Source organism: Mucilaginibacter sp. (assembly GCF_041663085.1).
Taxonomy (GTDB): Bacteria; Bacteroidota; Bacteroidia; order Sphingobacteriales; family Sphingobacteriaceae; genus Mucilaginibacter.
This window is the reverse complement of record NZ_JBAZRC010000132.1, coordinates 1-14352: the sequence shown is the minus strand read 5'-3', so window position 1 is coordinate 14352 and position 14352 is coordinate 1. Positions and strand designations below refer to the sequence as shown.

The window sequence follows — 14352 nt, the reverse complement described above, 5'->3', positions numbered from 1 at the left end:
AAGTTGAAATATCAGCTTAAGGCTTTTTTATTGGAAACTAAATCGCATTTTTAACTTCTGACTAAAGGCTCTGGACTTAAGACTTTATATTATGACAAAATGGGGCATCATTGGCTGCGGGCGTATCGCGCATCGTTTTATGCAGGGATTAAACGCACTGCCTGATAATGTGCTGGCGGCTGCTTATTCGCGCAGAATAGAGGCCGTAGAGGCCTTTGTTAACCAATATGGAGGCAAAGCCTGCAGCAGCGCAGATGAGTTGCTTGCAAGCGATATAGATGCCGTTTACATAGCCACCCTGCCCGATACCCATGCCGTGTACACTATAAAAGCCTTTAACGCAGGCAAGGCCGTATTGTGCGAAAAACCGGCTACCCTAAACTTACCGCAACTGGATGAAGTTTTAGCCGTAGCCAAAGCAAAAAATATTTTGTTTATGGAGGGGATGAAACCGCCCTTTTACCCGCTTTATAAAAAATTGAAGGAGTATTTAGCCATAGACCCGATAGGCCCGGTGGGTTACGTACGGGCGGGCTCTTCTGTTGCAGATATCAGCCGCGACCATCCAAATTTTAGCCATGCACTGGCGGGCGGCGCTTTAATGCAGATAGGTATTTACGAAGCCTTTTTGGCGATAGACTGGCTGGGCAATACCGAAGAGGTGCAGGCCATGGGCCGCTTCAGCGGGATGGAGGTAGATATGTTTAGCATTTTTCAAACCAGGCACCAAAATGGGTATGCCCAGCTATATGGCGGGTTTGATCTGCATGGCAAGGGCGATGCTTTAATTTGCGGCACCATTGGCCATGTTACCATCCACAAAAACTGGTGGAACCCGGCAAAAGCTACCATCAGCTACCTTGATGGCCGCACCGTAGAAATTGATGAACCATTTACAGCCGGAGGTTTAAATTACGAAATAGCCCATTTTGTGGAATTGCTTAAAACCGGCCATATTGAAAGCCCTGTTATCAGCCATGAGATGTCTCGGCAGATGATCAAAATGATTGATGACGCAAGGGCGATTGTTGGGTTAAAGTATATTGGGGAATAGGTAGAACCTCCCCGGCCCTTCGCCCGCGCGTCATTGCGAGGTACGAAGCAATCTCAAGACTATGCATAAACGCCTTGCTTGGCCATTGCCTATCGGGAGATTGCTTCGTACCTCGCAATGACGGTTAGTTATAAAAAAAGCCCCGTTCTTGCAAACGGGGCTTTCAAATTTCTAAACAGGAAGAAGATTAATGTATCCCCATAAACAACCTGCTCCAGCGAATTTTGCTGAAGAACGATGCGTTATCATCCCAGCTCATCCATACAAACAGGGCTTTACCTACTATATGGTCTTCGGGTACAAAACCCCAGTATCGCGAATCGGCGCTATCGTGGCGGTTATCACCCATCATCCAGTAGTAATTCATTTTAAAGGTATAGGTAGCAGCCTCTTTATCATTGATAAATACCTTGCCATCTTTAATCTGCAGCTTATTACCCTCGTACACTTCAATTGCACGGCCATAAACAGGCATGGTTAAACTATCAAGCTTTACTGTCCAGCCTTTTTTAGGGATGATGATAGGTCCGTAGTTATCAACGTTCCAGTCAAAATCTTTATTAGTAGCGTAAAGCTTGTATTTTGGATATGCTGCCGGGAACACCGGGTTCATCGGATCGGCAATACCGGCAGGTTTATAATTTGGTGTAATAGCTTTTATGTTTGAATAAGCTTTCAATTTTAAAGCACTCTCCTTAGTCATGGTAGGAGCGCCAACATTATCATATAAAGACACATTAAGATCTGAGTAGATCTGCGGATTTATGTCCGTTCCGTTAGTGGTAACCGTATAGTCAGTTTGTTCGCCCGGAGGGTTTGGTGCGGCTTTGCCATTTACATATACCTGTGCGTTTAACAGGCTTATGGTATCGCCGGGGGCACCCTGGCAGCGTTTTATATAATTCTCGCGTTTATCAACCGGCCTAAAATACGGCGAATCGGCCTCCATAGGGTAGTTAAACACAACCACATCCCCTTTTTTAACTTCGCTTAAACCCGGTAAACGGTAGTAGGGCAATTTAATACCATCCCAATAAGCTTTTGTTCCTAATATAGGCATAGTATGATGCGCAAAAGGGAAGGCAATCGGCGTCATAGGTGTTCGGGCACCATAGTTAACCTTGCTCACAAACAAAAAATCGCCTACTAAAAGCGAGCGTTCCATTGATGGGGTTGGTATGGTATAGGCCTCTATGAAAAGCGTACGGATAAGGGTAGCTGCAATTACAGCAAAAATAATAGCATCAGTCCATTCGCGGGCTGCGCTCTTTTTTTTCTTTGCTTTATCCTTAGATTTATTTTTATTCCAGAATTTCCAGTTCATTACTTAATTATTGGGGCAGTAAATTAATTACTATTTATTAAAATCAAACATATCTTCAACCGAATAGAAGCCTTTTTTATCTTTTACCCATTCGGCAGCCAGTACGGCCCCTAATGCAAACCCGTTACGGTTGTGTGCGGTGTGCTTAAACTCAATGGTATCTATTTCAGAATCGTAAATTACGGTGTGGGTGCCCGGTACATTCTCTATCCGTAACGATTCGATAAGCACTTCGTTAGTGGCAACAATTTCATCGTCGGGCTTGTCATCGCTTACTAACACATTCTTCCATTCTTTCTTACTGTCAAGGTTATCAATGATCCCTTCTGCAATAGTAATGGCAGTACCGCTTGGCGAATCGAGCTTTTGTGTGTGATGGATCTCTTCTACCTGTACATCATAGTACGGGTAGTTATTCATTAACCGGGCCAGTATTTTATTTACATGGAAAAATATATTAACCCCAACGCTAAAGTTGGTGGCATGTATCATCGATCCCCCGTGGTATTCGCACTGTTCTTTTATCTGCGCAATTTCGTGGTGCCATCCGGTGGTACCAACAACAACAGGCACGCCTGCCTTAAAGCATTTTTCAATATTTCCTAAAACGGTTGATGGGGTGCTGAACTCGATGGCCACGTCGGCTTTCTGAAGGTTTTCCTCAGTCAGTTCGTCAAGGTTGCTGTAATCTATTTTTAATACAATTTCGTGCTTACGATCATGGGCAATCTTTTCGATTATTTTGCCCATTTTCCCGTAGCCTAACAATGCAATTTTCATCCGTAAAATTTATTAGCTAATGCCTTGTATTTATTTTAAAGCGTAAAGGTAATTTTTATCCCCGGAATAAACGCATTGTTAAAATTTGAAGCATACATAGGCTGCTGTTGCCCCCCCATTAAGGTTGGGCTAACTTTAAATGACAGGTTATTATCTACCGTGTAGGCATTAATAAACTTAGCTGTAATGTATGCCTCAACAGCCTGCACACCCCAAACAGCTATTACACCCAGTATGCTTATTTGAAAATTACGCTGATACCCATTTGCCGCGCTTTCAAGATCGGTATTTGAGATGTTGTATTGAACAACATATAAGTCATACTCTTTTTTATATTTCAGATACGATGAATAAAGTGGGTTGCTTTTTTCTGGTATCCCACCTGTCCTGGTTATTTTAGCAAGTGCAGTAAAAATCTTGTATTGCTTTTGGTTAACTATAATAGCGTTGCCTAAAAAGCCCAGGCCTATATAAATTGCAGGTACTTTTAAATACCATAACTCCTTGTTATAATACTGGCCCCAACCCGGTATAAATAACGAACGTTTTACGGCAAGTTTAGGGCTATGCGTACTATCGGGATGATACTCCTTCTCTTTTTTTATTTTAGGTGCAAATGATGATCGCCTAACCGTATCAATTTTTTTTGCAACCGTATCGGTTTTAGCTTTTGCCGCTACGGTATCGGGCGTTTGGCCCATTGCAAAAAAGGCGAAACTTAAAAAAAGTACAGTAGTTAAAAATCGTTTAAGCATATATAGATCTACCAATCCAGCATTTCAAGTATACGGCCCAGATCGTCTTCGGATAAGAACGGAATTTCTATGCTTCCATTGCCCTGGCTATTAACTTTAAGCTTAACCTTTGTGCTAAACCTTGATGCCAGATCATCCTCAACCTTTTGCAGCTGGTATGATAGTGTTTCGGGTTGTTTTCCTTCTTTCTTTTGAGGCGCTTTCTGAATATCCCGCACCATCTCTTCTACCTTACGTACCGACAGTTCGTTCTTAATGATCTGCTGATGGATGTAAAGCTGAATGGTTGGGTCTTCAACCGCTAACAAAGCCTTTGCATGGCCCATAGAAATGGCGCCATCACGCAACGATGCCTGAATGGTTGGAGGTAGCTTCAACAATCGCAGGTAGTTGGTAACGGTAGACCGGTTTTTGCTCACGCGATCGCCCAGTTCTTCCTGCTTAAGGCTGCACTCATCTATCATCCGCTGAAAACTCAGGGCAACCTCAATAGCATTAAGGTTTTCGCGCTGGATGTTTTCAATCAACGCCATCTCCAGCATCTGCTGGTCGTTGGCGGTACGTACGTATGCGGGGATCTGTGTAAGGCCCGCCATTTTTGATGCACGCAACCTGCGCTCGCCGGATATTAACTGGTAAGCATGCGCGCTAACCTTACGTACGGTGATGGGCTGTATTAACCCTTGCAACTTTATAGAGGCTGATAGATCGGCAAGGGCCTGCTCATCAAACTCGGTACGGGGCTGAAAAGGGTTAACCTCTATCTCGCTTAATTTTATCTCGTTAACTGAGCCAAGGCTATCAAGCTCAGAAACCGAGCTTGCGTTTACCTTATCACTGGTGTTAGTATTTTTATATGGAAGTACGCTTGGCGAATCGTTAAGCAATGCGCTTAGCCCTTTCCCCAGTGCGTTTCTTTTTTCTGCACTCATAATTTAATTAAGCTGTTACTGTTGTAGCCAGTTCTTCGTTACTCACCAAACCGTTCTTGCGGATGATCTCGCGGGCAAGGTTTAGATAGTTTACTGCACCCTTACAGTTTGCATCGTGCATAATTACCGATATACCAAAGCTTGGCGCCTCGCTTAAACGGGTATTACGCTGTATAATGGTATCAAAAACCATGTCTTCAAAATGCGTGCGCACCTCATCAACCACCTGGTTTGAAAGCCTTAAACGCACATCATACATGGTAAGCAATATGCCTTCAATCTGCAGCTGCGTATTCAGGCGCGATTGTACAATTTTAATAGTGTTTAATAATTTGCCCAAACCCTCTAACGCAAAATACTCGCATTGTACCGGGATGATCACCGAATCGGCGGCGGTTAAAGCGTTAATGGTAATTAAACCCAACGATGGCGAGCAATCTATGATGATAAAATCGTACTCATCACGAATTCCCTCTAAAACCGCTTTCATTTTATACTCGCGGTTTGTAAGGTTTATCATTTCAATTTCGGCACCAACCAGGTCTATATGCGCGGGCAGCAGGTCAAGGTTTGGTGTGTCGGTCTTTTGGATGGCATCATGCGGGTTAATATCATTGATGATACACTCGTAAATACTATTCTTAATATTACGCGGGTCAAACCCAATACCCGATGTTGAGTTAGCCTGCGGGTCGGCATCTACCAGTAAAGTCCTGTATTCCAGCACTGCTAAACTCGCGGCAAGGTTTATTGATGATGTAGTTTTCCCAACGCCACCTTTTTGATTGGCTAAAGCAATAATTTTACTCATTCTGTATCTCCAAAAAATTTATATCTGCGGTTTATTTGAAACGTAAAACAGGGTTAGAAATTTCTATGTTTGTACTGTTTATTTATCCGCCGCTAAAGATACGGATTTAAACAATTGAGAAATTAACAGTTTTGCCAACTTACAAACATTTGTGGAAGGCAATTAGTGAGTTAATGATTTAGTGAATTAGTGATTTTTTTGGCTTAAAACCAGCCAGTTAAGATTAGCACAACTTACTTTTCAATCACTAATTCACCAACTCACTCATTACTAAATAAAAATGGTCACCATCATAGCATCTACCAACCGCCCCGGAAGTTCAACCCTGCAGCTTGCACAATATTATCAAAAGCAGCTTGCCGCAAAGGGTATGGAAACCAACCTGCTATCATTGGCCCAACTACCCCCTAACTTAATTGAAACCGACCTGTACGGCAAACGCAGCGAAGCCTTTGCCCAAATACAGGACATTATTACCGCTACTGATAAATTTTTGTTTGTAATACCCGAGTATAACGGCAGTTACCCGGGCGTTTTAAAGGTTTTTGTTGATGCGTGCAGCTTCCCCGAAAGTTTTTACGATAAGAAAGCCGCGCTGGTTGGCCTCTCATCGGGCAAGTATGGTAACATCCGGGGCATCGATCATTTTACCGGTGTTTGCCATTACCTTAACCTGCATGTTATGCCGCTCAAGATCCATATCGCATCTATCCGTAAAGAGATGGACGGCAACGGCAACCTTACTGCCGAAGACACGCTGCGCTACACTAACGAGCAGATGGATAAGTTCATCAAATTTTAATTTACCTTACCAGCAGCACCCAGCCCGAGAGGTTCGGGGTACCATTTTTCAGGTCGATGACGTAGTAATAGGTATCTGCCGGAAGCTGCGTTCCGTTAAGTTTGCCATCCCATGGTTTACCATAACCCCGGCTTTGAAACACCTGTTTACCGTTACGCGTATAAACAGATATGGTGCTCTCCGGATAGGTCTCTAAAGCCTCGATATTCCATAGGTCGTTCACCCCATCGTTATTGGGCGTAAATGTGCTGGGGATAACTATTTTTTGGAAAACCCTTACAAACACCTCATCCGTATTGGTACCGCAGCCATTGGCAGATGTTACTGTAAGCAAGTAAGGCATATTATGTGGCGGAGTAGCAGTGGGGGTTGGGGAATGCGGATCGTCCAGGTAATCGGGCGGCGACCATGTATAAGTTACATTTCCTTCTGCGCTGCCATCAAGTTTGATGGATTGCCCCTCGAAGATCTTTTTATCGTTACCCGCATGGGCAACCGGCACATCGAGCACATTAACCTGTACCTGTGCCGTATTAAAGCAGTTAGTAATTTTATTAGTTACCGTAACAGTATACAGTGTTGAATTATCAGGGCTGGCAAATGGGTTATAAACGTTTGCATCTGACAAGCCCGCAGACGGGAACCAGCTATAAGTATATAAGCTGGCATCATCTACAGATGCTGTTAATTGGGTACCGTCGCCCCTGCAAACAGGTAGCACCTGGTCTACAGTAACAATGGGTTTGGGGTTAATGGTAACATCCACATTGCGGAAGGTTGAGCAACCAGCAGCGGATATTACCTCTACATGGTATTGGCCTTGATTAGCCATGCTTACATGAGGTATGATAAGAGGATTCTGAGATGTCTCGGATATCCCTGGCCCGTTCCATTTATAGGTAGCCCCTCCGGATGCCGTTAAGGTAAGCGGTTCGCCTTCGCATATTGGTGAGGATGTAGGTGCAGGCGGGTCGGGATAGGAAGTGATATTAATGGTAACCGGATTGGAATAAGCCCGGCACTTTAAGAATGCTATATTATCCCCCTCGGCCAGGCCAATTTTGTATTGATATGCACCGATCGGAGTATTTGCAGGAAGAGCAACATCATAAAACGAATTTGTTGCCCCGGGGATGTCGCTCCATCCGGTACCGTCATTTACCTGCCATTGATAACTGGGATGATCATATGCGGTTATTTGTGGTGTAGTTAAATGATATGTAGCCGGGCTACCCACACAAACACTTTTTTCGGTAACTGATACATCGCCCGAAAAACCGACGTGCACATCAGGGCCGCAAGCCCTAAAAGCAATATCATCCAGCAAAAGGTCATTTCCAGGAAAATTAGCACCGCCCGGCGCATTATTAAGAATTTTTACAACTACCACAGTTTCATCGGTTGTTGTAAAGAATACACCATATTTCTGCCAGCCATCTGGATTACTGGTAGTTGGGATATCTATTATGGGGGATTGTCTGATGAGTTCGCCGTTCGATTTCTCTATTCTAAAAGTAATTTTAGGCTGTGTAAAACCCGACTGACCGGCCTTGATCAAATTCAGAATATAAGCCGAAAACTCATAGGTTGTATTTGGGCATAATGCGCCGCCGCCCCCTTCAAGAGTTGTTTGCTTGCTAAAAAATTCCTTATCGGGTGTAGCATCCGCATTTACAACCATCATATAACCGTCATTCCCGGTATGGTCTTTTAATACTTTATGCCAGGTATCGTCATGGCATCCTGTTTCTGTTTTTGAGATAGAGTACTGGCCATCGTTAGGGCATGAGCCTGCCACATATTGGTAACCCGTTACAGGAAATTGTGGTGTATTGCCCGAGCCAAAATCAAACGTAAATACCGGGTCGCCTAAGGTACCTGTACACACCTGAGCGCCGGCACCGGTGCCGGCAAATAATAACAGTATGAATAAAAGAAGCCTCGGTTTAAATTGCATTGGGTTTGCTGAACAGGCAGCGATTTTCAAAAATATACTTTTTTGCGGGCTATTGGTGTGTTTTGTACAATTAGCGCCTAACTAACTAAAAAACTTTATCGGGTGTGGCTATCTTAATAACATTACCCAGCCGGCCCGTTTTGGCAAGTCGTTTTTAAGATCGATAACGTAATAATAAACGCCTGCAGGTAAAGCCCTGCCCTGGTAAATGCCGGTCCACTGCCGGGCATCGCCTATGGTCCTGAATACTTCGTGCCCATCGCGCGTGTAAATGGTTAATACACTTTCGGGGTAAGTTATTAGTTTATCAATGCGCCAGGTATCATTTATGCCGTCGCCATTAGGGGTAAAAGTTGATGGCACTGTAAGTTTTTTAAATACCCTTACCTCCATCTCATCGTTTACTATTCCGCAATTGTCGGGCGATTCTACGTGCAGGGTATAAGTTATATTATCAGGCGGATTAATTTTGGGTGTAAGTGATGTTGGATTGTCCATGTAATCGGTTGGTGTCCAAAAATAATTAACGTTGGTACCAACGGCTGTACCATGCAGCGTTATGGGCTCCTCCTCTTTCATAGTTCTGTCGGGCCCGGCATTGGCAACAGGCAGTTTTAAAACAGTTACGGTAACCGTTCGTTGCTTGGTGCAGCTCCCGTTACTTATTAAAACATTATATTCGGTATTAACCTTTGGATTTGCCACTGGGTTTGGTATATCATCATGGTCTAACCCCGTAGATGGTGTCCATTTATATATAGTCCCCCCGCTTACACCTAATTGAACCGCCTGCCCCTCGCATATTACAGGCGCGGCGTCATCCACTTCTATAACTAATGGTTCGCCCACCACAACCTGTGTTTGCGTGAGATATGAACAGCCATCCTGCGAAATAACAACCTTATATACCCCTTCATCGCTTTTTGATGCACTGGTACTTACGTCTAAGAAATGAGCATCAGAGGTGCGCCCATCCGGATAGGTCCAATGGAACTCCGTTCCCCCGTCTGCATGTATAGATAATATTTCGCCTTTACAAACAGATGTTATTTCGGGTAATTTAAAACTCGGGTTTTTAACAACATCAATGGTTATTGGCAGTGAAAATGTCTGGCAATTTAATGATACCCCCGGCGCGCTTAAAACACCGACACGATATTGATATTTACCCACAACGGGGTTTAAAAATTCGTTATCTAAAGGAAGGTTTGCGCCTGTTTTACCCGGCATATTAACCCAACCCTTTTTATTAAAGTTTGATTGCCATTGGTATTGGGGTGTGGTATAATTATGAGGGAATGACTTTAAAATATACTTTTTAGGCCCGTCATCCAAGCACTGAGGAATTGTGGTAGGGCCAGTTGTTGAGCCAATGCCGGCATCTATTACCGGGCCATAAGCTTTAACTGTAATATCATCCATAGCAAAATCATTACCTACGGTACCTGTTAGCGCATTATTGCTTAGCGTAATTATTACATTCGAACCATCATTCGGTGCTACAAAATCTACATGATATTGCGCAAAGCTCTCATTGGGGTCAAGCGGGCCGGTAACATAATCAGCCAAAATTGCGCCTTTAGATGTTTTAACGGTAAACCTCACATCAGCATCAACATACCCGTCCGGGCGTGGCATCCCGGTATTAATATTGTTTAGGTAAGCGGCAAACTGATATTTTGCACCGGCGCAAAACACTCCTGCATCTATCGTATTGGTATAGTAAACTACAGGTTTATCATCACCGTTCACCATCATCAAATAGCCAAAAGGGCTTGTACCGCTATGGTCAAAGTTTATGGTTTTAAAAGTATCACCGTAACAATTGGCAGAACTGTTTAAAATTAAATAGGCACCCGGATTTGGGCAGCGGCCACCGTTACCTCCGGCATTCATGGTGGTGTATTTACTCTCTAACGGTGGGCCAATCGGGGTATAATTTGTGCCAAAACCAAAGTCTTCATACAGCACTGGGTCGCCCAGGCTGCTTTGGGCCATCCCCCTTGCAGAAAGCAATATTATGAATGCCGGTAAAAGTAATTTTAGTTTTTTGGTTAGCATTTACGCGCTGGTATACAGACTTATATCAAAAATATATTTTTTTAGCACATAATTGCTTTATATTCTTTGCAATAAGGATTTTTCAACCCATTTTCATTCACAAACAAAACATATCATTACAGGTTAATTATTTAACTAAAACATAAAATGAAAATTTATATAGCATATATAGCGGGCATTACTTTAATGGCGGCAAGCTGCAAACAAAAAAAAGTGGATGCCTCTAAGGCGGATGATGTTAATACCTCGGTAAAACAAGAAGTTAAACTCCCCGCCCCATACCAAACCAGGGCGGTAAGCAATTATTGCAAAGTTATTGGCTGGCCGGCCGGTAAAATGCCCATAGCGCCCCCCGGTTTTACAGTTAACCTGTTTGCAGATACGCTTAAAAACCCGCGCAACATTTACATAGCCCCCAACGGCGACATCCTGGTATCTGAAGCTAATACCGAGGTGAAAGGCGTTAAAAAGATAGGTGCTAAAATTATCGGTGTAGCCGCATCACAAAACCTGGGCAAAAGCGCTAACCGCATTACCATACTGCGCGATACCAATGGCGATGGCGTGCCGGATATGCGCGGTATATTTTTAAGCAATTTAAACCAGCCCTATGGTATGCTGATACTGGGTAACTCATTCTACGTAGCCAATACCGACGGACTTTGGAAATACGATTATAAAACCGGGCAAACCCAAATAACAACTCCCGGCAAAATGATATTATCATTACCTGCCGGAGGGTACAATAACCACTGGACACGCAACTTACGCGCTAATACCGCGGGAACCAAAATATATATAGCGGTAGGCTCGGGCACCAATGTTGCCGAGCATGGCATGGAGGTTGAAAAACGCCGGGCCGATGTATTGGAGATAAACCCCGATGGCAGCGGCGAAAAAATTTATGCAAGCGGTTTACGTAACCCTGCAGGTATAGATTTTCAGCCGGGGACTGGGGTATTATATGCCGCTGTTAACGAGCGCGATAATTTAGGCGACGACCTGGTGCCCGATTACCTGACCAGTGTAAAACCGGGCGGCTTTTATGGCTGGCCCTGGGCATACTTTGGCCAGCACGAAGACCCGCGCCTGGAGGTGAAACGCCCCGATATGGTCAGGAAAACTATCACTCCTGATCTGTCTTTAGGTCCTCATACCGCATCGTTAGGTTTGGCATTTTACACCGGCAAAAAATTCCCTGCAAAGTATATAAACGGGGCGTTTATAGGCCAGCATGGGTCATGGAACAGGTCGGTTTTATCCGGTTACAAAGTTGGGTTTGTGCCATTCATCAACAACAAACCCGCACCGCAAATGGAAGATTTTTTAACCGGCTTTATTGCCAATGCCCAAAAGAAAGAGGTTTACGGCCGCCCGGTTGGCGTAGCAGTTGCCCAGGATGGTTCGTTGCTGGTAGCTGATGATACCAGTAACCGGATATGGCGTGTAAGCGCAAAATAAACGGAATGTAATTATTTAATAACAAGCATAGCCCGCTACCAGGTAACGGGCTATTTTTATTAGTTTCGTTTTATATTATGAATAAACACTGCCTCACACTATTCACGTTTCTCATACTGGCGGGTAACGTTTTTTCCCAAAACAAACCTGCTAAAACAGATACGGTGAGGCAGCTAAAGCCTGTTACCATCAAAGCATACCTCTCAGAACAGCCTGTGTTAAGTGTACCCGCTTCAGTAAGTGTGTTGGGAGCTGCACAACTAAAGCAACAACCCGACAATTCGTTTGTGAGTGCTCTAAATACGATACCGGGTGTACGGGCAGAAGAGCGTTCGCCGGGCAGTTACCGTTTATCTATCAGGGGCAGTTTGCTGCGCTCACCATTTGGGGTGAGGGATGTAAAAATTTATTTTGATGAGATCCCGCTTACAGATGCGGGGGGTAATACGTATCTAAACGCTGTCGATATCAGTAACATCCGCCATATAGAAATCCTAAAAGGCCCGGATGGCAGTCTGTTTGGGGCCAATTCGGGCGGCGTAGTTTTGTTAAGCCCTGTTAACCGCACCGATAGCAATTACCTTTCGGCAGGGGTAAACGGCGGCTCGTACGGTTTGTTTCATGAGAAGGTTTCCTTGCAAAACACCGGGGCTAAAAACCGCTTTAATTTTAATCAATCGTACCAAACGTATAATGGTTACCGCCAAAACAGCCGCATGCACCGTAACTATTTACAGGCGGGTGATGCTTATCAATATGGGCAGAACAGCGAACTCCGTGCGCTGGTGATGTACTCTGACCTTGATTATCAAACACCCGGAGGCTTAACCCTTGCACAAATGCAGGCAGATCCGCGTAGCGCACGGCTGCCAACGCCCACTTTACCGGGAGCTATCGATCAAAAGATCCGCATTAACACCAAAATGCTTTTGGGTGGCCTGGTAAACGACGCGCAGCTTACCGACCGTATCCGCAACGTACTGGCCGTTTTTGGCAGCCATGTAGATTTTGCCAATCCATTTATTACCAATTACGAGCAGCGCGATGAAAATACCTACGGCATGCGCACGTATTTTGAACTGGCCGCCATCCCGAAGGAAAACTTCGACTGGAAACTAAACCTGGGTATGGAGTGGCAGCAAACCAATTCGCAAATAAGCAATTATGACAACAACGCCGGCGAAAAAGGCAACATTCAAAAAATAGATAAGGTAAACACCGGGCAGCACTTTTTCTTTGCTCGTTACGCGGCGGATATTTTTAAGCGCCTGCATGTAGAGGCAGCAGCGAGCCTAAATTACTACGGTTACAAATTCCGTAACCTGGCCCCATTGAACGAGGCTGATTTTACCAACCGCAGTTTTGATGCCGTGGTGATGCCAAGGCTGGCGCTATCCTACCAACTCACTAACGATTTTATCTGGCGGGCGTCTGTTAGTCGCGGGTATTCTACGCCAACAACAGCCGAGGTTAGGCCAACCAACAACATCATCAACACCGGCCTGCAGGCACAGCTGGGCTGGAACTATGAAACAGGTTTCCGCTTGCGGGATGAGGAGCAGCTATTTATGCTGGATGCCTCGATATTTTACTACAAGCTAAAAAATGCCATTGTGCGCCAGTTAGATGCCAACGAGAAAGAATATTACATTAATGCCGGAGGCACCAATCAACCGGGACTTGAACTTGCCGCATCGGGATGGGTTGTTAGGCCTAACGCTATAAATTTTATCCGTGGAATTCAATTAAGCACCGGGGTAACCTTAAGCCGTTTTAAATTCAAAGATTATAATGTGTCGGGCGCAAATTATTCGGGCAATCGCTTAACAGGTGTACCGGGCGAGGTTGTGGTATCATCCGTATTGTTTAACCTGCCCGCATCGCTATCATTATTTGTACAGCATAATTACACCTCAAGCATCCCGCTTAATGATGCCAATAACATTTATGCGGCTAAGTATCACCTGCTGCAGGCTAAGGCTTCCTGGCAGCACGCCATCAGCCGTAAAACCCGTTTTGAGCTTTACGCCGGGGCAGATAACCTGCTTAACCAAAAATACAGCCTGGGTAATGATTTGAATGCGGTTGGCACCCGTTACTTTAACCCCGCACCACTGCGCAATTACTTTTTTGGGGTGAATGTGAATATGTAATCCCCCTTCTCTCTAATTTGGTGTCCTCACCAAATTTTACGCCGTATGTCCCACCTGTTCATTTCGAGCGAGCAGTGGGCGGGGTAGCGCGGGGGCGCAACGAGAAATCTTCTACGAGCTACATGCGGTCATGCTTAGCGTATAAGATTTCTCCTCGTACCTCGTTCGAAATGAACTGTGTTTAAAAGCAAATAATATTTGAATAATTTTCCTGATATTTTGTTTGTTGTTTAGCTATTGCAAAGGCTTGTTTTAATAGTTT

11 protein-coding genes are annotated in these 14352 nt (G+C 44.4%); 4 read left to right on the top strand and 7 right to left on the bottom strand.

Going from position 1 to position 14352, the window contains the following annotated elements:
* Nucleotides 1-91: 91 nt before the first annotated feature.
* Nucleotides 92-1054 (top strand): Gfo/Idh/MocA family protein, encoded by a 963-nt coding sequence (locus WC615_RS18720; protein WP_372979591.1) that lies wholly within the window; start codon nt 92-94, stop codon nt 1052-1054.
* Nucleotides 1055-1241: 187 nt separating this feature from the next.
* Here the strand turns inward: WC615_RS18720 and lepB are convergent, their stop codons facing one another.
* From lepB to WC615_RS18695, 5 genes are read right to left on the bottom strand one after another with little or no spacing between them, the layout of a single operon-like run.
* A complete protein-coding gene (lepB, locus tag WC615_RS18715; RefSeq protein WP_372979590.1) occupies nt 1242-2378 on the bottom strand; it encodes a signal peptidase I in 1137 nt (378 codons plus the stop codon).
* Nucleotides 2379-2408: 30 nt separating this feature from the next.
* Nucleotides 2409-3158: a 4-hydroxy-tetrahydrodipicolinate reductase gene (gene dapB / locus WC615_RS18710; RefSeq protein WP_372979589.1), complete on the bottom strand. Its 750-nt coding sequence runs from the start codon at nt 3156-3158 to the stop codon at nt 2409-2411.
* 35 nt (nt 3159-3193) lie between these two features.
* Entirely contained in the window at nt 3194-3913 is a 720-nt protein-coding gene (locus WC615_RS18705) for a DUF5683 domain-containing protein (RefSeq protein ID WP_372979588.1), read from the bottom strand.
* An 8-nt stretch (nt 3914-3921) separates the two neighbouring features.
* Nucleotides 3922-4845, bottom strand: a complete 924-nt coding sequence (locus WC615_RS18700; RefSeq protein ID WP_372979587.1) for a ParB/RepB/Spo0J family partition protein — start codon at nt 4843-4845, stop codon at nt 3922-3924.
* A 7-nt stretch (nt 4846-4852) separates the two neighbouring features.
* Entirely contained in the window at nt 4853-5656 is an 804-nt protein-coding gene (locus tag WC615_RS18695) for a ParA family protein (RefSeq protein ID WP_372979586.1), read from the bottom strand.
* 280 nt (nt 5657-5936) lie between these two features.
* Between WC615_RS18695 and WC615_RS18690 the strand changes: the two genes are divergently transcribed.
* The gene (locus WC615_RS18690; RefSeq protein WP_372979585.1) at nt 5937-6458 is read left to right on the top strand and encodes an NADPH-dependent FMN reductase; all 522 of its coding nucleotides are present in this window, start codon (nt 5937-5939) and stop codon (nt 6456-6458) included.
* A 1-nt stretch (nt 6459) separates the two neighbouring features.
* Here WC615_RS18690 and WC615_RS18685 read toward each other — a convergent pair whose 3' ends face one another.
* Together WC615_RS18685 and WC615_RS18680 are read right to left on the bottom strand one after the other, a co-directional pair.
* Nucleotides 6460-8415: a gliding motility-associated C-terminal domain-containing protein gene (locus WC615_RS18685; protein ID WP_372979584.1), complete on the bottom strand. Its 1956-nt coding sequence runs from the start codon at nt 8413-8415 to the stop codon at nt 6460-6462.
* A 108-nt stretch (nt 8416-8523) separates the two neighbouring features.
* Nucleotides 8524-10476, bottom strand: a complete 1953-nt coding sequence (locus tag WC615_RS18680; protein ID WP_372979583.1) for a gliding motility-associated C-terminal domain-containing protein — start codon at nt 10474-10476, stop codon at nt 8524-8526.
* Nucleotides 10477-10623: 147 nt separating this feature from the next.
* Here WC615_RS18680 and WC615_RS18675 point away from each other — a divergent pair, with 147 nt between their 5' ends.
* Nucleotides 10624-11937 carry a sorbosone dehydrogenase family protein gene (locus tag WC615_RS18675; protein WP_372979582.1) on the top strand — a complete coding sequence of 438 codons (1314 nt, stop codon included), beginning with the start codon at nt 10624-10626 and terminating at the stop codon, nt 11935-11937.
* A gap of 77 nt (nt 11938-12014) precedes the next feature.
* Nucleotides 12015-14090, top strand: a complete 2076-nt coding sequence (locus WC615_RS18670) for a TonB-dependent receptor (protein WP_372979581.1) — start codon at nt 12015-12017, stop codon at nt 14088-14090.
* Nucleotides 14091-14352 lie beyond the last annotated feature (262 nt).